The 26,935-nt window shown below is 64.5% G+C and carries 24 protein-coding genes and 2 tRNA genes; 7 read left to right on the forward strand and 19 right to left on the reverse strand.

Translation table 11 applies throughout. The features are described from left to right. Window positions 1-5: 5 nt before the first annotated feature. Window positions 6-848 (reverse strand): M15 family metallopeptidase, encoded by an 843-nt coding sequence (locus HGB41_RS10255; protein WP_171083887.1) that lies wholly within the window; start codon window positions 846-848, stop codon window positions 6-8. Between the two features lie 92 nt (window positions 849-940). Here HGB41_RS10255 and HGB41_RS10260 point away from each other — a divergent pair, with 92 nt between their 5' ends. From HGB41_RS10260 to HGB41_RS10270, 3 genes are all read left to right on the forward strand, one after another. Beyond that, window positions 941-1,753 (forward strand): hypothetical protein, encoded by an 813-nt coding sequence (locus tag HGB41_RS10260; RefSeq protein ID WP_171083889.1) that lies wholly within the window; start codon window positions 941-943, stop codon window positions 1,751-1,753. A gap of 102 nt (window positions 1,754-1,855) precedes the next feature. Next, on the forward strand, window positions 1,856-3,502 hold the full coding sequence (locus tag HGB41_RS10265) for a VRR-NUC domain-containing protein (RefSeq protein ID WP_171083890.1): 1,647 nt from the start codon (window positions 1,856-1,858) through the stop codon (window positions 3,500-3,502). An 11-nt stretch (window positions 3,503-3,513) separates the two neighbouring features. Beyond that, entirely contained in the window at window positions 3,514-5,775 is a 2,262-nt protein-coding gene (locus HGB41_RS10270) for an ATP-dependent DNA helicase (protein ID WP_171084838.1), read from the forward strand. Here HGB41_RS10270 and HGB41_RS10275 read toward each other — a convergent pair. From HGB41_RS10275 to HGB41_RS10290, 4 genes are read right to left on the reverse strand one after another with little or no spacing between them, the layout of a single operon-like run. Beyond that, window positions 5,772-6,500 carry a LytR/AlgR family response regulator transcription factor gene (locus tag HGB41_RS10275; RefSeq protein WP_171083892.1) on the reverse strand — a complete coding sequence of 243 codons (729 nt, stop codon included), beginning with the start codon at window positions 6,498-6,500 and terminating at the stop codon, window positions 5,772-5,774. The two genes, HGB41_RS10270 and HGB41_RS10275, sit on opposite strands and share 4 nt — an antisense overlap. A gap of 10 nt (window positions 6,501-6,510) precedes the next feature. Next, entirely contained in the window at window positions 6,511-7,584 is a 1,074-nt protein-coding gene (locus tag HGB41_RS10280; protein ID WP_171083893.1) for a sensor histidine kinase, read from the reverse strand. A 13-nt stretch (window positions 7,585-7,597) separates the two neighbouring features. Next, window positions 7,598-8,311 (reverse strand): LiaI-LiaF-like domain-containing protein, encoded by a 714-nt coding sequence (locus tag HGB41_RS10285; RefSeq protein ID WP_171083895.1) that lies wholly within the window; start codon window positions 8,309-8,311, stop codon window positions 7,598-7,600. Further along, window positions 8,301-8,678: a LiaI-LiaF-like domain-containing protein gene (locus HGB41_RS10290; RefSeq protein WP_171083897.1), complete on the reverse strand. Its 378-nt coding sequence runs from the start codon at window positions 8,676-8,678 to the stop codon at window positions 8,301-8,303. The genes HGB41_RS10285 and HGB41_RS10290 overlap by 11 nt, the downstream gene beginning before the upstream one ends. 27 nt (window positions 8,679-8,705) lie before the next feature. On the opposite strand from HGB41_RS10290, the gene HGB41_RS10295 reads away from it, so the two are divergent. Next, window positions 8,706-8,852, forward strand: a complete 147-nt coding sequence (locus tag HGB41_RS10295; protein ID WP_171083899.1) for a hypothetical protein — start codon at window positions 8,706-8,708, stop codon at window positions 8,850-8,852. Between the two features lie 71 nt (window positions 8,853-8,923). Here HGB41_RS10295 and HGB41_RS10300 read toward each other — a convergent pair whose 3' ends face one another. The 3 genes from HGB41_RS10300 to HGB41_RS10310 all read right to left on the reverse strand — a co-directional run bounded on the left by HGB41_RS10300 (window position 8,924) and on the right by HGB41_RS10310 (window position 12,575). Continuing rightward, entirely contained in the window at window positions 8,924-9,097 is a 174-nt protein-coding gene (locus tag HGB41_RS10300; protein ID WP_171083901.1) for a hypothetical protein, read from the reverse strand. Window positions 9,098-9,159: 62 nt separating this feature from the next. Further along, window positions 9,160-9,321: a hypothetical protein gene (locus HGB41_RS10305; RefSeq protein WP_171083904.1), complete on the reverse strand. Its 162-nt coding sequence runs from the start codon at window positions 9,319-9,321 to the stop codon at window positions 9,160-9,162. A 290-nt stretch (window positions 9,322-9,611) separates the two neighbouring features. Continuing rightward, window positions 9,612-12,575, reverse strand: a complete 2,964-nt coding sequence (locus tag HGB41_RS10310) for a TonB-dependent receptor (RefSeq protein ID WP_171083906.1) — start codon at window positions 12,573-12,575, stop codon at window positions 9,612-9,614. A 265-nt stretch (window positions 12,576-12,840) separates the two neighbouring features. On the opposite strand from HGB41_RS10310, the gene HGB41_RS10315 reads away from it, so the two are divergent. Beyond that, on the forward strand, window positions 12,841-13,791 hold the full coding sequence (locus HGB41_RS10315) for an N-acetylmuramoyl-L-alanine amidase-like domain-containing protein (protein ID WP_171083908.1): 951 nt from the start codon (window positions 12,841-12,843) through the stop codon (window positions 13,789-13,791). A gap of 362 nt (window positions 13,792-14,153) precedes the next feature. Here HGB41_RS10315 and HGB41_RS10320 read toward each other — a convergent pair whose 3' ends face one another. Further along, a complete protein-coding gene (locus HGB41_RS10320; RefSeq protein ID WP_171083550.1) occupies window positions 14,154-14,357 on the reverse strand; it encodes a hypothetical protein in 204 nt (67 codons plus the stop codon). On the opposite strand from HGB41_RS10320, the gene HGB41_RS10325 reads away from it, so the two are divergent. Next, entirely contained in the window at window positions 14,356-16,200 is a 1,845-nt protein-coding gene (locus HGB41_RS10325; RefSeq protein WP_229422999.1) for a polysaccharide biosynthesis protein, read from the forward strand. The two genes, HGB41_RS10320 and HGB41_RS10325, sit on opposite strands and share 2 nt — an antisense overlap. A gap of 148 nt (window positions 16,201-16,348) precedes the next feature. Here the strand turns inward: HGB41_RS10325 and HGB41_RS10330 are convergent, their stop codons facing one another. The 10 genes from HGB41_RS10330 to HGB41_RS10375 all read right to left on the reverse strand — a co-directional run bounded on the left by HGB41_RS10330 (window position 16,349) and on the right by HGB41_RS10375 (window position 26,329). Next, the gene (locus HGB41_RS10330; protein ID WP_171083913.1) at window positions 16,349-17,227 is read right to left on the reverse strand and encodes a polysaccharide biosynthesis/export family protein; all 879 of its coding nucleotides are present in this window, start codon (window positions 17,225-17,227) and stop codon (window positions 16,349-16,351) included. Window positions 17,228-17,394: 167 nt separating this feature from the next. Further along, window positions 17,395-18,825, reverse strand: a complete 1,431-nt coding sequence (locus tag HGB41_RS10335; protein WP_171083915.1) for an energy transducer TonB — start codon at window positions 18,823-18,825, stop codon at window positions 17,395-17,397. 525 nt (window positions 18,826-19,350) lie between these two features. Further along, entirely contained in the window at window positions 19,351-20,313 is a 963-nt protein-coding gene (locus HGB41_RS10340; protein WP_171083917.1) for an MBL fold metallo-hydrolase, read from the reverse strand. A gap of 108 nt (window positions 20,314-20,421) precedes the next feature. Further along, on the reverse strand, window positions 20,422-20,754 hold the full coding sequence (locus HGB41_RS10345; RefSeq protein WP_171083919.1) for a DUF5710 domain-containing protein: 333 nt from the start codon (window positions 20,752-20,754) through the stop codon (window positions 20,422-20,424). A 138-nt stretch (window positions 20,755-20,892) separates the two neighbouring features. After that, window positions 20,893-20,969 (reverse strand) — tRNA-Arg (locus HGB41_RS10350). 84 nt (window positions 20,970-21,053) lie between these two features. Further along, window positions 21,054-21,130: transfer RNA gene (locus HGB41_RS10355), tRNA-Pro, on the reverse strand. Between the two features lie 63 nt (window positions 21,131-21,193). After that, window positions 21,194-22,534, reverse strand: a complete 1,341-nt coding sequence (glmM, locus tag HGB41_RS10360; RefSeq protein ID WP_171083921.1) for a phosphoglucosamine mutase — start codon at window positions 22,532-22,534, stop codon at window positions 21,194-21,196. 77 nt (window positions 22,535-22,611) lie between these two features. After that, a complete protein-coding gene (gene folP / locus HGB41_RS10365; protein WP_171083923.1) occupies window positions 22,612-23,460 on the reverse strand; it encodes a dihydropteroate synthase in 849 nt (282 codons plus the stop codon). 116 nt (window positions 23,461-23,576) lie between these two features. Next, window positions 23,577-25,463: an ATP-dependent zinc metalloprotease FtsH gene (gene ftsH / locus HGB41_RS10370; protein ID WP_171083925.1), complete on the reverse strand. Its 1,887-nt coding sequence runs from the start codon at window positions 25,461-25,463 to the stop codon at window positions 23,577-23,579. A 218-nt stretch (window positions 25,464-25,681) separates the two neighbouring features. Continuing rightward, window positions 25,682-26,329 carry an RlmE family RNA methyltransferase gene (locus HGB41_RS10375; protein WP_171083927.1) on the reverse strand — a complete coding sequence of 216 codons (648 nt, stop codon included), beginning with the start codon at window positions 26,327-26,329 and terminating at the stop codon, window positions 25,682-25,684. Window positions 26,330-26,371: 42 nt separating this feature from the next. On the opposite strand from HGB41_RS10375, the gene yhbY reads away from it, so the two are divergent. Further along, window positions 26,372-26,842: a ribosome assembly RNA-binding protein YhbY gene (gene yhbY / locus HGB41_RS10380; RefSeq protein WP_171083929.1), complete on the forward strand. Its 471-nt coding sequence runs from the start codon at window positions 26,372-26,374 to the stop codon at window positions 26,840-26,842. Window positions 26,843-26,935 lie beyond the last annotated feature (93 nt).

Genomic DNA, 26,935 nt, shown 5'->3' on the forward strand with positions numbered 1-26,935 from the left:
GCCCCTCAGCGCTGCATGACGCCACGCATGCGCAGCTCGGTGTGGCCAAAATCCATCATCTTCCAGCGCCCGCCCCAGGTCAGGCCCAGCGATTCGGCCACTTCCCCATACAGCTGGTAGCCGCGCATGGCCCAAGGATCCTTTTCCGAAATCACCAGCTTGCCGTCACGCCAGAATGCGCAGTCGGCGGCCAGGCCATACTGATGCCAGCTCTGGAAGGCGCGCGCATTGGTGACGTGGCTGCCAGCACTAGCCAGTTCGTCCTGGCGCGCCGGGCTGCGGTAGCCTTCGAGCAGCGCCATTTCGTAGCCATGCTTTTCCTTCATGATCTTGAAGGCCAGCAGCAGGCGCTGGCTGTAGTCTGGATGCAGCAGGCCCCAGTTGCGGCTGGCATTGACCAGAGTCGGCCGAACCAGCGTGACCTCGACGGTACTGAAGACGCTTGGGGGCAAGGCCACCGGCGGCACCAGGCGCTCGCCCTGCAGCAGGGCTGCCACTTGGGCATCCGGCATGGCGCTTCCCCCTTCGTACACCGGCAGCATGGCCGGGCTGCTCAAGGCCAGTGCCAGCAGCGAGGGGATCAGGACTGCCGGCACGCCGATGGCGCAGGCGATGCGGTGGCGCCGGACAAAGCGCACCAGGTTGCCGCGCGGGTCGCCCGGCATCCCGTCGCGCACGTTCCCGGCATAGCGGCTGCCCGCGACCTGCCAGCCGAGCGCGCGCTGCGACAGGCGCTGGCGCAACGCGAACAAGCCACGCGCGACAAAGGCACGGCCGTTCGGGAACAGGGCAAGCCAGATTGCACCGGATGCGAGACAAAAGTACAGAAGGGCGAGAAAAATCATCATCGCTATCCCCAAGATTGTTTCTAATCAGAATTGGAAGAACCAATCTTAGGAGTATCGCCGTGCGGCCTACAGACGAAAATCAATCACCGTCCATGCGTCCGAACCTGATGTCGCCTCGCCGCACCTCCGGGGAGGACAGCATCCTGGCGATGCTGGAGCGCGATCCCATGCGCAAGCGCGGGACCGGCGCCGCTTCGGGCGGGCGGCTGGCATGGTATGGCGCCAGCGGCGCCGTGGCGTTCGCCCTGACCGGGATGCTGGTGTGGCTGGCGGCAGGCAATGATGGCGTGAACCTGGACGCGTCCGGGCTGCCGCTGGACCAGCCGGTGCTGGCGGGCGCGGCCCCGCCTGCCGCAGCAGGCGGCCGCAGCGATCCCCCGCCCCCCGCATTGCCCGAGGCGGCTCCTGCACTGCGCCAGGTCGCCATGGCCGCGACCACGGCGCCGCCCGTGCCGCGACCAGGCGGCGCGGCGGTCATCGTCGACCAGGAGCCTGCACATGACGTGCCCCCGATGCGCGTGCTGAAACCGGCGCCGGCCAAGCCGGCCACGCTGCCGCCGGTGCGGGTACCAGTGCCGGTCGCAGCGCCGCGCCCGATGGCCCGGACACCGGCGTCCAAACCCGCGACACTGGCCACCGGCGAGCCGCGCCAGGCTGCCCGGCCGCTAGCCTCCCCCGCCCGTCCGCGCCCGGTAGCGGTCGCCCGCAATGCGGTCCGCCCCGCGCAGGCCAAGGCGCAGCGCCCGGCCAGCCCGGCCAAGGGCGCCGACGGCCATGTGGATGCCGACGTCGCACTGATTTCCGCGGTGATCGTGCACGCCAACGGCCACGCCCCCGAAGGTTCGCAGATGACCGAACTGCTGTGCCCGAACGGTGCCTGCAAGGCCAAACCTCAGAATCAATAACGTGGCGAAAAGCCACCACTGCCGGCAAAAAATGGGGATATTGCTGGGTGGTTGATGCCCCGTGGAGCTATACTGTACATAAGCACAGTATGGCAGCACGAAATGATCAGGGTTCTGGAAAACGAGTTTTATTATCTGGACAATTTCCAGCGCGTCCTCGACTGGATCGGCGAGCGTTATCGCGACCTGCTCAGTGATGACGAGCTCGCCTTCCTGTCCGCCTTCCCCGCACTGCCCCGGAATGCGCGCGCCCTGTTCGTACGCATGGTCATGCGCAAGGGGAATTTGTTCCGCTCCAGCAAACTGATCTATGCGGAAATCGGCTGTCCAGTCGAAGCTTCCAGCCACCTTCTCGCCACCGGCTGGGTCGACACCAACCCGAGCCTCACGCTCGACGAACTGTTCGACCTGCTCTCCAAGCCGGAAGTCGCCACCGCCTTCCGCGAGCATCTGCAGCAGAAGAACGCGCGCAAGGGCGAGCAGCTCGAAGCCCTGCGCCCGGTATTCAGCGAGAACCGCCCCTTCGCCGACTGGTACCGCGACTGCACCGACGTGGCCCTGCGCATCCTGGTCAAGCCGCTGTGCGACCGCCTGCGCCTGATCTTCTTCGGCAACCTGCGCCAGGACTGGACCGAGTTCGTGCTGTCCGACCTGGGCATGTTCCGCTACGAGCAGGTCGAGATCTCGCAGGCCTCGCGCGGCTTCCGTTCGCGCGGCGACATCGACCATTACATCGTCCTGCACGGCTGCAAGGAACGCTTCTATGCCGGAGAACCGCTCGACGAGGTGGTGCGCGACCTGCCCTCGCATGCCTTCGATAACGACTGGCTGACCAGCCGGCGCGAGAAGCTGCTGTTCCAGATCGGCCAGCAGTACGAAAAGGCCAAGGACTGGGACAATGCCCATGCCGTGTATGCGCGCTGCCGCTTCCCCGGCGCGCGCGGGCGCGCGATCCGGGTGCTGGAAAAGCACGAGCGCTTCGACGAGGCCTATGCGCTGCTCACCCTCGCCCAGGCCGTTCCCGAGAGCGAGGCCGAACGCCAGCACCTGCTGCGCGTCGCCCCGCGCCTGGCGCGCCGCCTCGGCCACGCCAAGCTGTCGCCACGCCGCGCTCGGCTCCCCAACCGCCTCGACCTGTGCCTGCCGATGCCCGGTGGCGACTGGTGGGTCGAGGGAGTCGTGCGCGACCACCTGGCCGGCGAGGACGCACCGGTGTTCTATGTCGAGAACGCGCTGGCCAATTCCCTGTTCGGCCTGTTGTGCTGGCCTGCGATCTTCGCCGCGATTCCCGGCGCCTTCTTCCATCCCTTCCATCGCGGCCCTGCCGACCTGTACAGCCCTGACTTCCAGCACCGCCGCGAAGCGGAGTTCTCAGCCTGCCTGGCCGGCCTGGACGACGACAGCTACCGCGACACCATCCGCCGCACTGTCCTAGAAAAGGCCGGTATCGCTTCGCCCTTCGTGCACTGGGAAGCGCTCAGCCCCGAGCTGCTCGAGCTGGCGCTGGAATGCATCCCGGCCGCGCACCTGCGCAAGTGGTGCGAGCGCATCCTGGCCGACGTCAAGTCCAACCGCACCGGCTTCCCTGACCTGATCCAGTTCTGGCCTGGCGAAAAGCGCTACACCATGATCGAAGTGAAAGGTCCGGGCGACCGGCTGCAGGACAACCAGCTGCGCTGGATCGACTACTGCGCGGCGCACGGGATGCCTGTGTCGGTGTGCTACCTGCAGTGGGAGCAAGCTGCTTGACTGAAGTCGGCCTGAAATACAGTGTCGCGGTACGCGCCCTGTGCGAGTTCACCGCCAAGCAGGGAGACCTCGACCTGCGCTTTACGCCCTCGCCCACCGCCCAGGAAGGCATCGCCGGGCACACCGTCGTGCAGGGCCGCCGCGGCGGCAACTACCGCACCGAAGTGTCGCTGTCCGGCGACTGGGGCGACCTGCACGTGCGTGGCCGCGCCGATGGCTACGACCCGGACGAGAACCTGGTCGAAGAGATCAAGACGCACCGCGGCAAGTTCAGCTCCATCCCCGACAACCACCGCCACCTGCACTGGGCCCAGGTACGGGTCTACGGCCACCTGCTATGCCGGCAACTGGGCCTGGCCCAGGTGAACCTGGCCCTGGTCTATTACGACATCGGCAGCGGGATTGAGACCGTGCTGCGCGAGAGCCGCGACGCGGCCGACCTGGCGTTACTGTTTGCGCAGCTGTGCGAGGGTTTCTCGAGCTGGGCGGAGCAGGAAGCGGCGCACCGCGCCGCGCGCGATGCGGGCCTGGGCACGTTGCGCTTTCCCCACGCGGACTTCCGCCCGGGCCAGCGCGAGCTGGCTGAAAACGTCTACCGCGCGAATGCCAGCGGACGCTGCCTGCTGGCGCAGGCCCCGACCGGCATCGGCAAGACCATCGGTAGCCTGTTCCCTGTGCTGAAGGCGATGCCGCAGCAAAGCCTCGACAAGGTGTTCTTCCTGGCTGCGAAAACACCGGGCCGCCGCCTGGCGCTGGACGCGACCGCCAGCCTGACCAGCAGGGCGGGCATCCCGCTGCGCGTGCTCGAACTGACGGCGCGCGACAAGGCCTGCGAACATCCCGACAAGGCCTGCCAGGGCGACGCCTGCCCGCTTGCAAAAGGCTTCTACGACCGCCTGCCTGCCGCCCGTTCGGCGGCAGCCCATGTTCCGGTCCTTGACCGCGAGGCCTTGCGCGAGGTAGCGCTCGCACACGATGTCTGCCCCTATTACCTCGGCAGCGAAATGGCGCGCTGGGCCGACGTGGTGGTGGGCGACTACAACTACTACTTCGACGGCGGTGCGATGCTGTATGCGCTCACCCTGAACAATGGCTGGCGCACCAGCGTACTGGTCGACGAAGCCCACAACATGGTGTCGCGTGCGCGCTCGATGTACAGCGCGGAGCTGGACCGCGCCAACCTGCGCATCGCGCGCGCCAACGCGCCGGAAATCGTCAGGAAGGCGCTGGAACGCGTCGGCCGCGCCTGGACCGGCGTCGACAAGGAAGCCCCGGCGCCCTACCAGGTACTGCACGAAGTCCCGCCCAAGCTGATCGACGCGCTGCAGAACGCGACCAGCACCGTCAACGACTTCCTGCTTGATGCACCCGGGCCGCTCGAACCCGACCTGCAGCGTTTCCATTTTGACGCGCTCGGTTTCCTGCGGCTGGCCGAATCCTTCGGCGAGCATTCGCTATGCGACCTGGCGCGCGCCGGCGTGCGCGATTCCATCATCAGCATCCGCAACGTGGTGCCGGCGCCCTTCCTCAAGCCGCGCTTCGCCATGGCGCATTCGGTCACCCTGTTCTCGGCCACGCTCAGTCCCTGGTATTATTTCTGCGACCTGCTCGGCATGCCGGCGGATACCGCCTGGGCCGACGTTGCCTCGCCGTTTACCGCCTGCCAACTGGAAGTGCACATCGCCGGCGGCATCTCGACGCGCTACCAGCATCGCGCCGCCTCGCTCGCCCCCATCGCCGACCTGATCGCGCGCCAGTACGCTTCCCGCGAAGGCAACTACCTGGCCTTCTTCAGCAGTTTCGACTACATGGAGCAAGTGCTGGCGCAGCTCGAGCAGCGCCACCCGGGCTTTCCGGCCTGGCGCCAGGAGCGGCGCATGAGCGAGCCTGAGCGCGCCGCCTTCCTCGAGCGCTTCACCCTTGGCGGGCGCGGAGTCGGTTTCGCGGTGCTCGGCGGGTCCTTCGGCGAAGGTATCGACTTACCGGGCGACCGCCTGATCGGCGCCTTTGTCGCTACGCTCGGCCTGCCGCAGGTGAACCCGGTGAACGAGCAGCTGCGCGAGCGGATGGGCGCGATGTTCGGGGCCGGCTACGACTACACCTATTTATATCCCGGCATGCAGAAGGTGGTGCAGGCGGCGGGGCGCGTGATCCGCACCGAACAGGATCGCGGCGTGGTCTGGCTGATCGACGACCGTTTCGGCAAGCCGGACGTGCGCGCCCTGCTGCCCGCATGGTGGGACGTTGATGGCCGTACCAACGCTCAGGCCTAGCGCATCAGTTCGCGCACCTTCTGGTAGCCGCTGCGGCTGATCGGCAGCTTGACACCATCCTTCAGCACGGCGCAGTAGTTATCCTTGCTGGTGGGTTCGATGCGCGCGATCGAACCGACATTCACGATATACGAGCGGTGGATGCGGATGAACACCTGCGGGTCGAGCTGGGCTTCAAGCTCGGACATGCGCTGGTTCTTGAGCCAGGCCTTGCCGGCGCTTGTGACCTGCACGTAGTCGTCCTGGGCCTCGATGTAGTCGATGCTTAACGCCGGCACCACGTGCACACGGGTTCCGTCCTTGATCAGCACGCGTTCCAGGTAGCCGTGGCGCTGGGCCGCTTCGGCCACCGCTGCCTGCAACTGCGCCGGCGGGGTCTGGCGGCTGCGCGCATGCTCGAGCGCCTGGCCGAGGCGTTCGCGCGAGAAGGGCTTGAGCAGGTAATCGATCGCATGCACTTCGAAGGCGCGCAGCGCGAACTGGTCGTAGGCGGTGGCAAAAATATAGTGCGGCTTGCTGCCCGCCAGCTCGACCACTTCGAAGCCATCGAGCTTGGGCATCTGGATGTCCAGGAAGACGACCTCCGGATCGAGCTCGCCGATGGCCTTCACCGCTTCGAAGCCGTTGGCGCACTCGCCGACGATCTCGACGTCGGGATGTGCGCCGAGGAATTCGCGCAGCAGTGCGCGCGCCAGGTATTCATCGTCGACGATCAGCACGCGCATCTGTTTCCCCTCATTTTTCACTCATTTTCGTCTCTGCGGGCAGCACCAGGTCTACCCTGAATTTGTCGCCTTCGCGTGCCCAGTGCACGCTGCCTTCCCTGCCGTAGGCCGCTGCCAGCCGCTGGCGCACGTTGACCAGGCCGATGCCCTTGCCGCCTGCATGCGATCCCGCCTCGTCCGGATCGATGTCGTTCTCGACCCGGATGCGCAGCAGCGAACCCGCGCGTTCGGCCAATACTGCAATGGTACCGCCATCGAGCAGCTGGCCGATCCCATGCTTGACCGCATTCTCCACCAGCGGCTGCAGGATCATCGGCGGCAGCAGGCATTCGCTGGCGCCTTCGCCCACGTGATGGGCAAAGACCAGCCGCGGGCCGAAGCGCACCTGCTCGATCGCCAGGAAGCGTTCGAGCAGCGCCACTTCGTCGCTGAGTGCGACCTTGCGGTGGACTTCGAGGCCGAGCGTCTGGCGGAAGAAGCCGGCCAGCTGCAAGGTCATGTCGCGGGCCCGTCCCGGGTCGATGCCGGTGAGCGCGCTGATCGAGTTCAGGCTGTTGAACAGGAAGTGCGGGTCGATCTGGGTGCGCAGCATGCGCAGCTCCGCGTCCTGCGCCAGCAGGCGCGATTCCAGTTCGCGGGTCTCGGCGCGGCGGGCGCGCTCGAACTCCAGCACCAGGTAGTGCGCGACCGCGGTCATCCAGTACAGCAGCATCCCGATCCCGAGCATGACTGCCACGAAGGGGCGCGTCACCTCCACCGCTTCCGCCATCAGCAACGTGCACAGCGAAGCCCAGGCGCTGGCCGCCGCGCACCACAGCACCGCCGCGCTCAAGGCGCTGAAGAAGAACACCGACAACACCGCTCCCAGCCTGCGCTGTCCCAGCGGATAGGCGCGGCACAGGTAGTAGGCGGAGAAGCCGCAGGCGCTGGCATAGAACAGCGTCAACGGCAGCGTGAACACCAGGCTGGCGGCCGGGCCGGCGCCGGTGCCGGCGTTGACCAGGCCGGCCAGCAGCACGCCGAGCATCAGCCAGGCCAGCAGGTAGAGCGCAACGCTGCGCCGCGCCCAGGAACCGCCGTTCATCGGGTCGCTGCCATCAGTTGCGAATCTCCACGCCACCCATGATCGCGTAGCCGCGGACGACCAGGCGCTTGCTGTTATCCGGCGGTGCGATGGTCTTTTCCTCGAAGCCGCCCATGATCGGCGTGCCGTCCAGGATCACCGTCCAGTCGGGCGGAACCTTGAGCGTGACGCCGCCCCAGAAGGCGAACACGTTGACCACCGCCTCGCCCTGGATCGACGAATTGCGCAGGTCGAGGGCGCAGCCCCCCATTACCGCCGTGATCTCTCCGCCGCGGAAATTCGGGGTGAAGACACGCCGGTCGAAGCCGCCCAGGATGGCGGTGATGTCCACCACGCCGTCGCCGCCGAGGTCCGCCTCGCCCTTGGCGCCGTCGATCGACATCATGCGGCGCCCGGTGCGCGCCCTGTACAGGGTGTACACACCGAAGCCGATGAAGAACAGCGGCCACAGGACGCGCCAGTTGAAATCGATGATGTCCATCCGGTCCAGCATGATGAGCACACCAAGCCCGATGAAGCCGGTGCCCATCAGCTGGCCGCCGCGGGTCTGGGTGTCGCACAGCTTGACGGTGCCGACAATGATGAACAGCATCGGCCAGAACGAGACGGCGCGGCGCGTGTCGAGGATGTCGAGGTTATCGAGCAGGAACAGCAGGCCTACGAAGATGACCATCAGGCCAAGCACCACCTGGCTGGTCACGCCCTTCGGCTGGAATTTATTTTGCATGCTGGTTCTCCGTATGGTTGTGGGCGAGGCGGCGGACGACGAATGGTTCGGCCACCATCTTCACGCCCCAGGCGAGGATGAACAGCGGCCAGCTGTTACGGAAGGTCAGGCCAAACACGTGCTCGAAGCAGGCGAACAGCCACAGGCCGATGAAGACGGTCCAGAGGCCGTTGCCGAATTCGCGCGGGCTCGGGTAGCCGATGGTCTGGTTGATGCCGACGACGACCAGCAGCAGCGGCCAGTAATGCCACAGCGAGCCGGCGTCGATATAGTACAGGCGGTCGAGCAGGACGACCGTGCCCACGACAATCAGCAGCAGGCCCCAGACCACCTGCTTGCGCCAGCGGTATGCATCTTCGTTGTACATGGTTGCGACTCCTCGTGTGTGATCGGTATGGACACACGATACCCGGGCTGCAGGCAGGTCGAAAAGCGCCATTCGGTGAATGGCGGCGCCGGGGCGGCGAATGGCGAAGAATTCGGCGGATTGCCGGCGGCGGCGCTGGAAGGCGGCGAGCGGCGACGAAGGTCGCAAGGATGAATGGGCAAACGAAACCCGGGACGAAAAAAAGCCCGCCTACAAGGAGGCGGGCCGTGCGTTCAGTGTCGCTATCAGGCAGAAGCCGATTGGTCCATCTGTGGACGGCCCTTGACCTGGTTGCGGTATTTGCCGCGGGCCTCGGCCATTTTCACGGCTTCGCGCGCGATATTGGTGCGGCGGATTTCCAGGCGTTCCTGTTTGCCGCGATGTTGTGCTTCATGTTTGTTGCCGATTTTGTTGGTCATAAACGTCTCCTGGTGAGCACCGTCTTGCGGTGATGGCCGCCCCGTCCTGGCGCGGTATGGAATTACGAGCGGTTGCTGCCCATCTTGAGATCGGCCGGCATCAGCATGCCCCAGCCAAGCTGGCGCCGGATTTCTTCCGGCGACGGTGGCGGTGCGGTATCCCGCGAGCGACGCTCGAGGTATTCGCGCACCAAGTGCTTGGGTGGGTAGGTGATCTCGGACATGGCAACCTCCGCTGCTGTTTGGGGCCCTCGCCTGCGCGCCGGCCCGGATCTGGTGCCGGTCCTCGAGGCGACCGGCTAACCTGTTGAGCTGTTGGCGCCGCGGGTTTATTTCGCAGTCCCTCACTCACACAGCTTCATCATAACGATGACCCGGAAAAGCAACCGTTAGATGGCACACACTTTTCGATAGGTGCGCTCCTACACGGCGAATGGCGGCATTGGAAGGCAGGCCGCATGCGCACGAAAAAAAGGGAGCCGAAGCTCCCTTTGCAAAACGGACCTGCAGGTGATCAGAAGCGATACTTCAGGTTCAGGTAGTAGATGCGGCCTGAAACATCCAGCTTCTGCTGCTCTTCTTCGCTGTAGCGGTAGTAAGCGCGCTTCACGTTGGTCAGGTTGGTCGCGTTGAAGGACAGCTGCAGGTTCGGCATCAGGTTGTAGCTGGCGTTGAAGGCCAGCGTGGTCACCGGTGCCGCGATGGTCGGTGCGACCGGCATCAGGATGCCGTTGATGGTCGACAGGCCCTGGCTGTTGGCGTTCGGCGCCGGCGCAGTCGAGGTGTTGATGTACTCGCTGCGGTAGTTGGCGACCAGGCGGGCCGAAAGCTTGTCGTTCTCGAAGTACAGGCCCAGGTTGGCCGCGTATTCCGACGCGCCCACCATAGGACGGCCGTCGTCGACGCGGGTCCTGGACTTGCTGGCGTTCGAAGTGAAGCCGAAGCCGGTGTCGCCGAACGGCTGCTCGTACATCACTTCGATGCCGCGGATGCGGGCGCCCTGCTGCGAGGCCGAATTGACCGCGAAGTTCTTGATCTGCGAATCACGCGGGTCGAGCAGCTGCACCTGGTCCTGGCCGGCGACGCCGGTCTTCGGATAGCCGGTGATGTTCGACGCGAACAGGTTGAAGCCAAACATCGAACGGCTTCCCAGGTACCACGAATAGGACAGGTCGAGGTTCTTGGAGAACAGCGGCTCCAGGTTCGGGTTCGGGCCGGTGACCTGGCAGACGCCGTCGGTACAGGCCGGCGAGCCGTAGCCGGCGCCGAGCAGGTTGTAATTCTGGCGCGCTATGGTCTTGCTGGCGCCGAAACGCAGGATATGGTCCTTCATCAGCTCGTAGCGGATGTTCATGCTAGGCAGCAGGTTGTTGAAGGTGCTTTCCTTGGCTTCCTTGAAATACATCACCCCCGAGTTGACCACGAATGGCACGCCGTCGTAGTACTGCACGCCGTCGCTGGCGGTGGTGATCGCGCCCGGCACCGCGGCGCAGGTGGTCACCGGCTTGCCTGGCTCGGTACGTGGGCACAAGCCGGCCGGGATCGGCGACGGCACCGCGGCATTGATCTTGGTGCGCACATAGCGCAGGCCAAGGTCGCCCGACCAGCGGTCGCCTTCGAGGTTGGCCATGACATAGGCAGCGCTCTGGCGCTCGCGCATGTCCAGTTCGGTCGAGACGCGGCGTTCCCATTCCGCGTTGGTCGGCTTGTAGTTGGCCGTGAAGTAGGCCTTCAGCGCCTCCGGGGTCAGGGTCCAGCTGGTGTTGTCCCAGCCTGCCGGGCCGTCCAGGTCGGCGCCGAAGTCGGCCGGATACGGGATGAAGTTCGAACCGGCGACCGGCTCGTTCGCCGACAGGGCGCCGGTGCGCAGCTGCGGGAAGCGGCGCGCGCTGTCGCGACGGTGGTCGGCATGGCGTGCGCCGAAGTCGAGCGACTTCAGCAGTCCGTGGTCGAGCTTGTATTCGGCATCGAGGTTGAGGCTGGTTTCCTTGTCGGTGGTCTTCACGCCCGAGGCGGCGCGGCCGCTCAGCACGAAACCGCTGCCGTCGGCATTGCGTCCCGGGACATTGGGGCCGGTGCCGAAATACTGGACAAACGGCGCGTCACGCAGGTCGCCCAGCGCATAGCGCACGCCGGTGCCGTAGCGGGTGTAGGTCAGGCCCTGGTCGAGGCCGGTCTGGCCGGTGCCCTTGGTGCTCGACAGCAGGCCCTTGACGGTCAGGTCCTGGCTGACGCGGTACTTGACGTCGAGGTCGAGGAAGGCGCTGGTGGCCTTGGCGCCTTCACGGTAGGCGCCCTCGGTCTCGCCGATGTACTGCGGCGTGGTGCCGGCCGGGTAGACGATGTCGGCAGACTTCAGCACCTTCAGGTCGTGGCCGTAGATGGTGCGCTCGTTGACGATGACCGGGTTCCTGATCTGCGCGTAGACGCGCTGGCCGTTCGACAGGGTTGGCGCGGCGCCGCCCTGTATGCCGCCCTGGCCGCGCAGCATGCTGAACATGGCGCCGGCGTTGAGGCGGCCGAAGTTATCGGCCTTCATCTCCGAATGGAAGCCGGTCATGATCATGTCGAGATCGGCGTTCGGCTTGAACTGGGCCGAGAACATGCCGCCCTTGCGGTCACGCACGCTCTCGACGAATTCGGTGCTCATCGAGCCCGGGATGCGCACGCCGTTCAGGTCCGAGGCCTTGTAGCCGGTGCCGGCCAGCGAGGCGTCGGTAATGCCAAGCATGGTCGAGGTATTGATCACATCCCAGCCGCTGCCGCCCGCGTAGGCGAAGCGCGAGGCCGAATCGCGGCGCACGTGGCGCTTTTCGGCGAAGCCCTGCAGGATGAAGCCAAAGGTATTCGACTCGTTCTTCCAGTTCATCGACGCGTTGGTATCGTGCGCCGCCTTGCCCGGCAGTTCCGAGTAGACGGCGCCGAGGTTGACGACGCCGGTCAGGCGCTCTTTCTGGGCCAGCGGCTTGCGGGTGCTGACGTTGATCGTGCCGGCCATGCCGCCGTCGACGATGTTGGCCTGCGAGGTCTTGTACACGATGGCCTGGTTCAGCACCGAGGAAGGCATCAGCGAGAGGCTGGTCGAGCGGCTGCTCGAGAGCTGGTCGGCGACATACCAGTCGCCGCCCGAGACGGTGTGGCCGTTGAACAGGATCAGGGTGTGGTCCGGGTTGGAGCCGCGCATGGCGACCTTCTCGGCTTCATCGTAGTCGGTACGCACGGCGACGCCGGCGAGGCGCTGCAGCGAATCGGCCAGGTTCTTGTCCGGCATCTTGCCGACGTCTTCGGCGGTGATCACTTCGACGTTGGCGCCCGCATCGCGCTTGACGGCCAGCGATTTCGCCATCGAGGCACGGATGCCCGTGACTTCGACGGTCTGGATCTGGCCCGCGGGTGCATCCTGCGCCATGGCCGGCACGGCTGCCAGGCTCCATACCGCCATCGATACGGCCGCGGCGAGCGGCTTCTGCTTGAACATTGTGGTGTCTCCTGATGATTTTGCTTTAGTTGGGTGCTGTCGGTCTGCCAAGGCAGGCGCCATCGCTGCCATTCTCGGAGTATTGATGAACTAGGCCCTTGCTGAATAATCACTTGTTTTAGACGCTATATAACTTTGAGGAATGTACATATTCAGGACATGTAAAAGTTATACTGCCTGCATAAAATTTCATTACCCGTGGCCGCGCGCGCGGGAGTAGCGTGGGCCACTCTTTACTACTTCTCCTTACTTCTTTTCGATGACCATGCGCCTCGCCCTCCTGCTGCTTGCAGGCGCCGCCCTCACCGGCTGCGCCAGCGCCCCACCCCGGCATCCTGCCACGCCACCCGCCGAGCCTCCGCTCGCGGCGGTGCTGCAAAAGCAGGTCTACCAGATGACGCCGCAGGAAGCCGGCCGCTACATCGCCCACGTCCAGGCCACAGAGCCGGATTTGCGCAAGCGGATCGCCGCGATCGGTCGCAAGAACCTCGGCCAGCCCTATTCGCTGCACCTGCTGGGCGAGTTCCCGTATGAAATCCACGACAATTTGCCGCTTTTCAGCCTGAAGGAAAGCGACTGCGTGGTATTCGCCGAGCATACCTATGCGATGGCGCTCTCCGGATCGTGGGAAGAATTCTTCTGGATGCTGCAGCGGATCCGCTACCACGATGGCGTGATCGGCGTGGCCACCCGCAACCACTACACCGAGATGGACTGGAACGTGGCCAACCGCTGGCTGGTGACCGACATCAGCGCGGAGCTTGCGGGCCCGAATGGCCCGTCCTATGCGATGACGGTGGACCGGGCGCGATTCCTGCGCAGCCGGCACAACACCGTGCGCGACATCCCGGTGGAGAGCAGCCGCCAGGCCTTCGTATCCAAAGAGGGCGTGGCGGACATCGCCGCGCAGCTGCAGGAAGGCGACTTCGTCAACGTGATCTCCACCCGCGACGGCGAATACTGGGCCTCGCACGTCGGACTGGTGGTACTAGGGTCGAACGGCGAACGCCACTTCCTGCACTCGCAGGCGCCGCAGGTGCGCGAAGAAACCTTCGACTCCTTCATCGCGCGCGCCGCCGAGCGCGAGGCGCGCAATGCCCGCGAGGGCAGGCGCGGCCAGGTGCTGGCCGGTTTCAAGTTCCTGCGCCTGAACGAACCGGTCACGGTGCCGCCGATGGCGCCGCAACCTCGTCCCGGGCGCCCTCACCGCGGCTGATCCCCCTTTCTTGCCGCGGCCCGCACGGTCCGGCGGCAGCTGCACCTCCCCTCCCCCTCCCGCACCCACGCCTTTTCGACGCGTGGCGCGCCCGCATCCGCCTTCCTCGCTTTTCTTCTTGTCTTATTCGAACGCAGGGCTCCTGCGGCTTAGACAACTTCACAACAGTTAAATAATTTAGGGAAATTAAATAGGCCATCTATTTCCCAATTACATTTCTCATATTTAATTCTAGCCGGTTTCGTTTTAATTCACTCTTTGCCGTTGAGTCAAGTCAAGCTCCTCACTTAGTGGACGCCAGATAATAAATTTACAAAATTTATTGAATGCCCAGCTGAACGACATTGCGGCGAGCCGATTAATTATTCCCGAATAATCTCCACGCACCAATTCATTTGCAGCGCCACTAATTTTCTTAACCACCAGCGGATCGCCATGTCGAATTTTAGCTTCGATCTTTTCAGCCAGTTGTGCACCAGGATGGTGTCAATGAGCCGCACAAGCAAGATTGCCCTGATGGTCACGACCGACCTGCTGGCATTGCCGGTGTGTTTTCTGATCGCCATGATATTGCGCGGGGGAGATTTAAAACTCGCAATGAATTACGGGCCAGCGTCTTATGTACTCGTCGCCGTGGTGACAATAGCGGCATTTTCCATATCCGATCTTTATCGCGCGGTCATCCGCTTTATCGACCAGCGTTTATTGAGCATGACCGGTGCGGCATTAGCATTCGCCATATTATGCGTTTATGTTGTATTAATCGTGATGAACGAACCGCGTTTTCCTCGTAGCGCACTCGCTATTTACTGGTTTGTGGTTTTTTCGTATGTGGTCATGTCGCGCATCGGCTTGCGCAACCTGCTGCGGGCCCGCAGCGGGCGCACCACCAGCAAATCCGATGCAGTGGCCGTCTACGGTGCCGGCGAGGCTGGCGCCCGCCTGGTGCAGGCGATGCGCCATAGCGACGAATACCGCCCGGTCTGCTTTTTCGACGACAAGCGCGCCCTGAATGAACGCACCATCGCCGGCCTGCGGGTATTTAATACCACCCGCCTCGCTGAACTGGTAGCTGCCCAGGGCATCCGTACCATCGTCATCGCCCTGCCGTCGGTTCCCGCGGAGCGGTTGCGCGACATCATGCAGCGCCTTGGCCAGGCCGGCATTCCCACCAAGATCCTGAGCCGCGTGGTCGACCTGGCCGACGACCGCCCACCGGCGCGCGGCACCATCCGCGAACTCAAGTTCGAAGACCTGCTGGGCCGGCCGGCAGTGCCGCCGCGGCTCGACCTGTTCGCCCGCTGCGTGCGTGGCAAGAGCGTGCTCGTGACCGGTGCCGGCGGCTCGATCGGCAGCGAACTGTGCCGCCAGATCGTCACGCTCACCCCGAGCGAACTGCACCTGCTCGACCACTCCGAGTATGCGCTGTACACCGTGCGCCAGGAGCTCACCACGCGCTTCCCTGCCCTGACCATCCACGCCCACCTGGGCTCGGTCTGCAACAGCGACCTGGTCGAACGGGTCCTGCGTGAAGGCAAGGTCAACACCATCTACCATGCGGCGGCCTACAAGCACGTGCCGCTGGTAGAGAAGAATATCGTCGAAGGATTGCGCAACAACGTAGTCGGCGCCCAGGTGGTGGCCAGTGCCGCCGCCAAGCAGCAGGTCGAAACCTGCGTCCTGATTTCCAGCGACAAGGCGGTGCGGCCCACCAATATCATGGGCGCCAGCAAGCGCATCGCAGAACTGATCTTCCAGGCCGCAGCCGTGCGCCACGGCGCCCACACCACCTTCTGCATGGTCCGCTTCGGCAACGTGCTCGGTTCGTCCGGCTCGGTGATCCCGCTGTTCCAGCGCCAGATCGCCCGCGGCGGCCCGCTGACCATCACCCATCCCGAAGTGTCGCGCTACTTCATGCTCATCGCCGAAGCGGCGCAGCTGGTGATCCAGGCCGGCGCCATGGCCAAGGGCGGCGACGTGTTCGTGCTCGACATGGGTGAACCGGTCAAGATCGTCGACCTGGCGCGCACCATGATCGCCATGTCGGGCCTGACCGAGCGCACGCCGCAGAACCCGCGCGGCGACATCGAGGTCCAGTTCGTCGGACTGTTCCCGGGCGAGAAGCTGCACGAAGAACTGCTCACCGACGGCACGGTCTTCCCCAGCGAGCACCCGCGCATCATGCGAATGAAGGAGAGCGCACTGCGCCCGAGCGTGCTCGAGACCTGCATCACCTGCCTGATGATGGCCTGCGAAACCCACGAGCGCGGCACGATCGAATCGATGGTCAAGGCCATCGTCGCCGAATACGTGCCGACCTCGCCCGACCTGGCGCCACCCCTGGTGGCCGACATGGCCGACACCCCGCGACCGAGCCTGATCAAGAAGTTCGTACCGTTCCGAATTTAAAGCCTGTCTTTGAAGCCTGAACCCCGCCCTACCACTGTCACTGACTGACGAGGATACCCATGCGCGACGAGAACACCTCCCCTCAACTGGAGCAGCTGCTGGCCAAGCTGCAGGACCGCACCGCCGTCATCGGCATCGTCGGCCTCGGCTAAACCTGGCGCGCGTCGCCGCTCAGGGGACTGATGCCGCCGGTCTCGCCAAGCGCCTCGTTGAGCGTCAGGCGGCCGTTGTGCATGGTGAGCGCTTTCGGGGTGATCACCTCGCCCGAGACGAATACCTTGCTTTCGTCACGCGAATGGACGCGGACCACGTCGCCATGCCCCAGCAGGATGGTGCCGGGGTTCACGCCCTTCTGCACCAGTTCGCGCAGGTTGACGGTGTAGCGCCGCTCTCCACGCTCGAGGACGATGCGGCTCTGGTCGGCGCTGGGCAACATACCGCCGGCCCGGTTGAGCGCTTCCACGAGTGTCATGGGAATGTCGTCGATCGCCTGCAGTCCGGGCGTGCGCACCTCGCCGTCGACGTAGACGCGCCTGCTGCGGTAGGACTGGACGCGCAAGGTGACATTCGGTTGAGCAAGGTAGCGCGCCAGCTTTTTGGCCAGCAGTTCGCGCGCCTGCTCTTCGGTCAGGCCTTCCATGGTGAGCAGGCCGATGAGTGGGAACTGGATGCGTCCAAGGTGGTCCACCGCGAAGCCGGGCGTCGCCACATTTGGGGGCGCCGCGCTGCCGGTGGCCAGCGCGGCGGCTGTATTCATGCCGCCCGAAGCCAGTTCGGGGTGGTCCCAGACCACGATTGACAGGATGTCGCCACGGCCGATCGTATACGGTGGCGGCTTCGCCACGAACAGGGGCGTAAGATCCTGGCGTGCGCTGCCGGCAGTGGCAGCGCGCTCGGCAGCGATCAGCCTGTCGGTAATGAGCTCGGTAGGCGGCGCGGCGCTGCCGTCCGCGCTGTCCGCTCCCACTGGGGAGTCGAAGCCGATACCGGTGGCGCATCCGGCCAGCGCCAGTACCAGCGCAGCCATGCAGCAAGCTTTTATTGCACCCGAACAAAACAAAGCCATGATTGTTGCCTATCAAAAATGGACCGTTACTTGAGCCGTTCAGCTCAGCGTACGGGGTCCATCAGGCTTGGCTTTGCACCGCATCAAAAGTCAGGCCTTGGCGGCCTTGCTAAGTGCTGATAGGGAAATCAGCGCAGCTCTTCCATGAGCTTCAGGCCGTCGGCAAAGGCCCAGACCCGGCGGATTTCGATCACGTCGAAGCGTGCGGCGACGTTCGGGGGAAAGGCCGAGTAGCGGGCATTCAGGCGCACGAAGCGGCGCACCGCGTCGTCCATATCGGGCCGGCCGCTCGAGCGCACGATGGTGACCTCGTCGATGCTGCCGTCGCTGCGCAGCGACAGGCTGACCAGCGGATCGATGCGCACCTCGCGCGACGCGAAGCGTGCGCCGCCCAGCACCGCATTGCGCTCGAGCTTCTGGCGCACGCTGTCGACATACAGGCGCAGCGGCGCGTCCCGCTCGGCGCCGCCGGCGACCACGCGGCGCGGATCCGCTTGCTGGTGGACCCGGGCCGGTGGCTCGACGCTGGGGATCGTGACTCCGCGCAGCAGTTCTCGCGCGCGGCTGCCGACGCCGCCAGCCAGCGCGCCGGCCGCGGGACGCCGAGGGCCTGCCCCGGTGCCGGGACCGGCGCCCGGGCCGGCGCCCTGACCGATAGCCGGGCCCGGCCCGCCCTGCCCATCCGGTCCGGGCAGCGCCGCGTCGGAGCGTGCAGGCGCTACGGCAGCCTGGCGCGCCGCTTCACGGGCGCGCTGCTGGGCAAGACGCTCCGCCTCGGCACGCTCATCCGCGTCGCGGCGCGCGCGCTCTTCGGCCAGGCGGCGCCGGGCAAGTTCTTCGAGCCGCTCGCGCTCTCCCTGCTCTTGCGCCAGCCGCAGGGCTTCCTCGCGCTCGCGCTGTGCGAGCTGTTCGGCGATCCGCCGCTGGAATTCCTCCAGGTGCTGGCGCTCGAGCAACTGGGCTTCTCGCGCAGCGGTTTCCTCCACCCGGCGCTGTTCCGCGTGGCGCGCGAGCGCCTCCTGTTCCCGCCGGCGCTGTGCCGCCGCCTCGTTGGTTGAGAGCTGGCGCTCGTTTTCTGCCCGCAGCCGGGCAGGTTCTTGCTCGACACGCGCCTGTTGGGCGAGCTGTTGCTCACCCTGCTGCGCAGCCAGCCGCTCCCTTGCCAGCAGCTCCTCAGTGGCTCGCTTCTCGAGTTGCTGCCGGGCTTGCTGCTCGGCCTGTTGCTGTGTCAGGCGCTCCTGCGCGCGCCGCGCTTCGGCCGCGCCTTGCTCCGCTGCGAGGCGCTCGCGTTCCCGCGCCAAGCGTAGTTCCGCTGCCTCGGCGGCCAGTCGCGATGCTTCGGCCTGCAAGCGATCAGCTTCCCGGATCAACGCAGCCGGGGCCGAATTTTGCGGCTCCTGTGCCTGCTCCTCCTCGTGCAGGCTGGCTTCGGCCTCGGGTTCCGTGGCGGCATCCGCGAGCAGCCGCTCCAGCGGCGGGTCGACCTCGGGAAGCGGCACGGTGAATGCGGAGTCGGGACGCGCCTCGGCCGCGATCACCGGGGTCGTCACCGATGGCATGCGCCGCTTCGGGGTGGCCGGGCGGCTGCGCTTGGGAGGCTTGGACCTGGCCGGCTTGCTCGCTGCCGCCAATGCAGCAGCGGGCTCTGGAGCAATGGGATCGACCAGCCGAAGGCCGCCGGCCGTTGGGGCCGCAATGGGAGGTGCAGCCGGAGGCGCGACAGGCGCAGGCACAGGCGGCAATGGTGCCTGCCCAACCGGGGGCACGGGCAGCGGTTCAGCAGCAGGCGGCAGCGGCGGCGCCAGGACCACTGATAGAGGACCGCCGCTCCCGGTATCGATCCCGGGCATGCCGAACTGCAGCGACAGCAGCAAGGCGTGCAGCAGCACCGACACGGCCACCCCGGCCCCGAGGCGCCGATCCGTATGGCCGCGCGGCGGTTGTCGACTGCTTGCGTTGGCTGGAGCCATGCCCGTCCCGGTGCAACATTGTCAAGCTGGCATCTTAGCGTTTACTCAGCATTATGGCGAGGCGCGCACGATAAGAATCGCAGCGGGCGGCACGCTGCATCAATAGTCGGCCGATCAACGCTGGACGGGGGCGAATTCGTAAGTTTGCCCATGCGACAGGTAGATAACGTCCTTGTCGAGGCCCGCGGCCTTGACCTCGCGGGCGAAGTCCTCGAGCGGCGACTTGAATACGTCATAATCGTTGTAATGGATCGGCACGGTCTTTTTGGGCCTGACCACCTGCATCATGCGCACGCCGTCCTTGCCGTCCATCGTCACTGTGACCACGCCGAGGATGCGCGTGCCACCAAGGTGGAGCAGCGCCAGGTCGATGCCAGGGAAGCGTTGCGGGATGGCGCTGATATCGTCGTAGACCAGCGTGTCGCCGCTGATATACATGCGGTAGTCGGGCAGCGCCGCATTGGCGCCGAAGTCGAGCACCGAACCCATGGTTTTCGGCAGCAGCACGGCAACAGCCGCAGGGCCGTGCCGGCCAGGAGCGGCAGTGATGCGCAGGCGCGCTGGCCCCTTGCTCACGTCGACGCGGTCCCAGGTACTCAGGCCGAAAGTGCGCGTGAACCCCATGCGCTTGAGCCGTTCACCCGCTTCCTTCGTGCTGATGACGGGGGTCGACCGCTTGAGGCGCTCCTGCACTTTCTTGTCGAAATGGTCGTCATGGAAGTGCGACAGCACGACCAGGTCGATCGGCGGCAGGTCTTCAAAGCGGATGGCCGGGTTGGTCTGCCGTTCGGATGTCAGGCCATAGCCAAGATGCACGTGCTCACCCTTGTGCAGGAAGTTCGGGTCGGTCAGGATGGTAAAGCCCTGGAAGCGGATGATCACCGTCGCGGTGCCGATGAACTGCACCGTGCCCGCGTCGTGGGCCAGTGCGTCCTGGGACGGCGCGCCCGCTGCCAGTTGCAGCGTGAAGGTTTCTCCCTGCGCCGGAGTCGCGGTGGCGTCGGCCTGCGCTGCACCCGTCCACCCGTACAGCGCGGCAATCAGGAAACAGGTCTTGAACAATCGTGCGAAACGCATGGAACGGTCTCCGGGCCGGGCGCGGCCGGGGCGGTCCGCGCTGCCGAAACGTTAACACGTCAGGTCGGAATACGCCGTCCGCTTGCCTGCCTGCGGGATCAGGGCCTGCTAGAGCTTGGCGACTACCCCTACAAGGTGCTGGCGCGCCTTCTCCCACGGCGTGCCGGCCAGCGTCGCGCTGCATTGGGCACAAGGCTCGAACGGATTACAGCCGTGTTCCAGCGCGACATAGTTCGTCCCGACCACGGTCTTGCCCTGGTAACTGTCGACCCGTCCGCCAGATGCCGGCGCAGCCGTATCGCCACCCTGCCCGGCCCATTTTTCGAACGCGGCAGTAGCGACGCCATCGGGAACATACCAGCGGCGTTTGGTGGGATTCCAGCGGGCGCCGAGCGCTTTCGCTTCGTCCTTTTCGGCATAGGGAACAGTCAGGAAAAGCATGGTGTCGGAAAGCGTCCAGGATGAGCGACCGCGGCGGGGCGCCGGGTCCGGGACCGTGATCTTACTGCAAGGAGAAGGATTCGCGAAGCCTTGGCCGGTTCCACAAGTTGTGAATGGCGCGCATGGGCGTGACGGGGATGGCCTGCCCAGCTGGGTTCGAACCAGCGACCCTCAGCTTAGAAGGCTGATGCTCTATCCAACTGAGCTATGGGCAGATGATGGAACGCCGCTAGGCGCGCCGGTGCGGCGGTCCGACAAAATAAAACGGGCTGTCAAAAGACAGCCCGCAGGGAAAACTTTGGTCGGAGTACAAGGATTCGAACCTTGGACCCCCTGGTCCCAAACCAGGTGCGCTACCGGGCTGCGCTACACTCCGAATAAGACGCATAATACTCCCCCGGAAGGGCTACGTCAAATCGCCTTGCAGCTCGGTGCCTCCTCAGGCCGCCAGCTTGTCGGCGATGCGGCGCGCCATGCTCTCGGCAAGCTCGGCTTCCTTGGCTTCGACCATGACGCGGATCAGGGGCTCGGTGCCCGATGCGCGGATCAGCACGCGGCCGGTATCGCCCAGCTCGCGCTCGACGGCCTCTTTTTCGGCCACGACGGCGCTGTTGCTGGTCCAGTCGAAGCCCGGGGCGACCTTCTTGTTGATCAGCGTCTGCGGGTACAGGGTCAGCTCGCTGCAGCATTCGGCCAGCGACTTGTTGCTGCGCTTGAGCGCCGACAGGACCTGCAGCGCCGAGACGATGCCGTCGCCGGTCGAGTGCTTGTCGAGCGCCAGCAGGTGGCCCGAACTTTCGCCACCGAACAGCCAGCCGCGTTCCTGCATGACTTCCAGCACGTAGCGGTCGCCGACCTTGGCGCGCGCAAAGCCGACGCCCATTTCCTTGAAGGCCACTTCCAGCGCCATATTGGTCATCAGGGTGCCGACGGCGCCGGCCACCGGGCCGGTCGACATGCGGTCGCGCACCATCAGGTAGAGCAACTCGTCGCCGTTATAGACGCGGCCGGTGGCGTCGACCATGATCAGCCGGTCGGCATCGCCATCGAGTGCGATGCCGAGGTCGGCCTTGTTGGTGACGACGGCCTCCGACAAGGCTTTCGGCGCCGTGGCGCCGACGCCGGCGTTAATATTGAAGCCGTCCGGCTGGTTGCCGATCGAGATCACCTCGGCGCCGAGTTCGTGGAACACGTGCGAGGCGATGTTATAGGCTGCGCCGTGGGCGCTGTCGACCACGATCTTCAGGCCGCGCAGGTCGAGTTCGTTCGGGAAAGTGCTCTTGCAGAATTCGATGTAGCGGCCCTGGGCGTCGCGCAGGCGGGAGGCACGGCCCAGCTTGTCGGAAGACACGCAGCCCATTGGCTGGTCGATGGCCTCTTCGATTTCCATTTCCACCGCATCGGGGAGCTTGGTGCCGTGTCCCGAGAAGAACTTGATGCCATTGTCCTGGAACGGGTTGTGCGAGGCCGAGATGACGACGCCGGCCTGCAGGCGCAGCGCGCGGGTCAGGTAGGCAATGGCCGGTGTCGGCATCGGGCCGGCCAGCATCACGTCCACGCCGGCGGCCGAAAAGCCCGCTTCCAGTGCGGCTTCCAGCATATAGCCCGAGATGCGCGTGTCCTTGCCGATCAGGACGACCGGACGGCCGCTGGTCGATTTTCCGCCCTTGGCCAGCACCGTGCCGGCCGCATAGCCGAGGCGCATGACGAAGTCGGGAGTAATCGGCGCGGTGCCCACTAAACCGCGAATGCCATCCGTACCGAAATATTTACGTGCCATTCTTATTCTCTTTTCTTTTCCGTGATTATTCGCTTAGTTATTCGTGCTTGCTTGTGCTTGCACGTGCTAACTCTTGATTATTCGTAATTGGCCGCATGCCATACCTTCAAGGCATCGACCGTATCTGCTACATCATGCACACGCACGATTCTAGCGCCATGCGCTGCCGCAGCCAATGCCCCAGCGACACTGCCTGCAATACGTTGTTCAACCGGACGGCCCGTCACGGCCCCGATCATCGACTTGCGCGACAGGCCGGCCAGCACCGGCAGGCCGACCTCGTCGCGGATGCGCTGCAAGCCGCGCAGCAAGGCAAAATTATGTTCGACGGTCTTGCCGAAACCAAAGCCCGGGTCGATGCAGATGCGCTCGCGTGCAATGCCCTCGCGCACCATCGCCTCGACGCGAGCCTGGAGGAAGCCGATCACCTCCCCCACCACGTCGGCATAGCGGGGCGCCTGCTGCATGGTTTGCGGCGTCGCCTGCATGTGCATGACGCACAGGCCGCTATCGCTGTCGCGCACGGCATCAAGCGCGCCCGGCGCCTGGAAGGCATTGATGTCGTTGATCATGTCGGCGCCGGCAATGAGTGCTTCGCGCATCACCTCGGGCTTGCAGGTATCGACCGACAGCGCGACGTCGAGCGTGCGCAACGCATACAGCGCCGGCATCACCCGCGCCAACTCTTCGCCAAGGGGCACGCCGGGCGAACCGGGGCGCGTGGATTCGCCGCCGATGTCGATCATGGTGGCGCCCTCGCGCATCATTTCTTCCGCGTGCGACAGCGCGAATTCAAGGCCCTGGTAGCGGCCCCCATCGGAAAAGGAATCGGGGGTGACGTTCAGGATCCCCATCACGACTGGATGGGCTGAGGCCGGGCCGTCCAGCGCGAAGCTGAACTGGCCGCATTGCAGGTTCTTTGGCATGGCTGGAAAAAACGGGCGGCAGCGTTAACAAACAAAAGGCATCCGGAAGGATGCCTTTCGTAGGGGGTGATTCAGGCGATCAAATCAAGGATTGAATCAAGGCTCGAATCGCGCGCTCAAGCCGGCGCCGTGGCGTTTGGCGCCACGCCACCCGAACCGCCGTCGCCCGGAGGCGTGCGCTTGGTCAGGATGCTGGTCGGCGACTGGCGCGGCTCGCGGCCGGCCATGATGTCGTTGATCTGCTCGGCGTCGATGGTTTCCCAATCGAGTAGCGCCTTGGTCATGGCTTCAACCTTGTCGCGGTTTTCTTCGAGCAGGCGGCGCGACAGCGCATACTGGGTGTCGAGGATCGCGCGGATCTCGGCGTCGACCTTTTGCTGTGTCGCTTCCGAGATGGTCTTGGTGGCGCCGCCGAAGAAGCCTTCGTTCTCGCTGTCTTCGTAGACCATCACGCCCATGCTCTCGGACATGCCGAAGCGGGTCACCATCGAACGCGCCAGTTTGGTGGCACGGGCGAAGTCGTTCGAGGCGCCGGTCGACATCTGGCCGACGAAGATCTCTTCGGCGATACGCCCGCCGAACAGGATCGAAATTTCCTCGAGCATCTTGTCTTTGTAGCCGGACAGCGCGTCGTGCTCCGGCAGCTGCCAGGTCAGGCCGAGCGCATAGCCGCGCGGCATGATCGTGACCTTGTGCACGGGATCAGCCTTCGGCAACAGCTTGGCGATCACCGCATGGCCCGACTCGTGGTAGGCCGTATTGCGGCGCTCTTCCTCGCGGATGATCATCGACTTGCGCTCAGGACCCATATAGATCTTGTCCTTGGCGTCTTCGAAATCGATCATCTCGACCAGGCGCTTGCTGCGACGCGCTGCGAACAGAGCAGCCTCGTTGACCAGGTTGGCCAGGTCGGCGCCCGAGAAGCCCGGGGTGCCGCGCGCCAGGATGTCGGCCTTGACGTCGGTGCCGATAGGTACTTTACGCATGTGCACGTTCAGGATCTGCTCGCGGCCGCGGATATCCGGCAGGCCCACCGTCACCTGGCGGTCGAAACGGCCCGGACGCAGCAGCGCCTTGTCGAGCACGTCGGCGCGGTTGGTGGCGGCGATGACGATCACGCCGGACGAGGCTTCGAAGCCGTCCATCTCGACCAGCAGCTGGTTCAGCGTCTGTTCGCGTTCGTCGTTACCGCCGCCCATGCCGGCGCCACGGTGGCGGCCGACGGCGTCGATCTCGTCGATGAAAATGATGCAAGGCGAATGCTTCTTGGCGTTCTCGAACATGTCACGGACACGGGATGCACCCACGCCGACGAACATCTCGACGAAGTCGGAACCCGAGATCGAGAAGAACGGCACCTTGGCTTCGCCGGCGATGGCGCGCGCCAGCAGGGTTTTACCCGTGCCCGGAGGACCGACCATCAGCACGCCACGCGGGATACGACCGCCCAGTTTCTGGAACTTGGTCGGGTCTTTCAGGAAGTCGACGATCTCGCTGACTTCTTCTTTCGCTTCGTCGCAACCGGCGACGTCGGCGAAGGTGACGGTGTTATTGGTTTCATCGAGCATGCGCGCCTTCGATTTGCCGAAGGAGAAAGCGCCGCCCTTGCCGCCGCCCTGCATCTGGCGCATGAAGAACACCCACACGCCGATCAGCAGCAGCATCGGGAACCACGAGATGAAGACCTGCTGCAGGAACGATGGTTCTTCTGGCGGCTTGACGTCGAAGCGCACGCCGTTTTCGCGCAGGTCGCCGATCAGGCCCTTGTCGAGGATGGTGGCGGTGGCGCGTACCTTGCTGTCGTCCTGGCGGGTCGCGGTGATATTCGACCCTTCGATGACCACGTCCTTGATACGACGGGCCTTCACATCGTCAAGCAGTTCGGAATAAGCAATGGTCTTGCTCCCGCCTGCGACGCTGTGGTTGTCGAACTGCTTGAACAGCATGAACAACAGCAGTGCAACGACCACCCAGATGGCGGATTTGGAAAACATATTATTCACGAAAACTCCTCCGATGCGCTTGCATCTCTACCGATATCAGTATCGCGATTTTAACCGCAATAAGCCGACGCTGCCACGCAACGTACGGCACTAGTGCCAAAATGCCATATTTGCATGCTCAGCAAGCAGCGCGAACCTTCGCGATGCCGGCCTTACGCGGCAAATGTGCGGTTGCCCCGCCGAATATCAAGGGCTAAAACGGCGTCATGCGTTGCTTTTTACGCAGCAGGATTCTTCAGGCCACGCCCAAGCAGGAAAATTTCGGACGACTTGTCGCGGCTGGCCTTGGGTTTGACCTGCTTGACCGTCTTGAATTCCTGCTTGAATTTCTCCAGTATCTGGGTAAATCCCATGTCTTTGAAGCTTTTCACCAGCAATCCGCCGGTCGGTTTCAAGTGATGTTGAGAAAACTCAATAGCAAGGTCAATCAAGTGTTCCATCCGCGCAGCATCGGCGGTCGGAATGCCGGATAGGTTGGGCGCCATGTCCGACAGCACGAGGTCGACCTGGCGCCCGTGCAGCACGACGGCGAGCTGGTCCAGCACTTCTTCCTCGCGAAAGTCGCCCTGGATGAACATCACGTCGGCAATCGGCTCCATCGGCAGCATGTCGAGCCCGATGATGGTGCCGTGGATACCGCCGCCATCCTTGCCCGCCAGCTTGCGCCGGGTGTACTGCGCCCAGCTGCCCGGCGTGCAGCCGAGGTCGACAATGACCTGGCCCGGCTTGATCAGCTTTTCGCTTTCGTCGATTTCCTTCAGCTTGAACGCCGCGCGAGCGCGGTAGCCTTCTTTCTGGGCCAGTTTGACGTACGGATCGTTAATATGGTCGTGTAACCAGTTTTTGTTTAATTTGTTCTTGGCCATTCGCGTAGAATACTGCTTTTAAAGGTACATCTAAATATTATTATGCTTAAACTCACCCCGGCCGAGCGTAGCGCACTGCGCGCTGAAGCCCACGGACTGAATCCCGTTGTCATGATTGGCGAATCCGGCCTGACCGAATCCGTCATGAAAGAAATTGCTGGCAGCCTCGATTCGCACGGCCTGATCAAGGTCCGCGTGTTCGGCGACGACCGCGAAGCCCGCATCGCCATGTACGAGCAGATCTGCACCGAGCTCGAGGCCGCGCCGGTCCAGCACATTGGCAAGCTGCTGGTGGTCTACCGCCCGAAAAAGGAAGTCGTCAAGGAACGCAGCAGCAAGTCCGGCAAGGGCATGCGCGAAGTCACCATCGTCAAGGCCAGCGCCAGCGGCACCAAGAAGCCGAGCGTCACCAAGGTCATGATCAAGGGGAACGAGCGCGTGACGGCAGGCGGCAACATCAAGCGCGCCAAACCGCGCCAGGCCAGCACCAAGAAGAATGCACTGAACAAGTGATCGCGCCGCGCAAGGCCAAAACCGGGGCGACCCGGTTTTTTTTCGCCTGTCGCATGCGTTTTCGGATTTCGTAGGGTGGGCAGATTCTGCCCA

The sequence above is a fragment of the Telluria aromaticivorans genome, assembly GCF_013003915.1.
GTDB lineage: Bacteria > Pseudomonadota > Gammaproteobacteria > Burkholderiales > Burkholderiaceae_D > Telluria > Telluria aromaticivorans.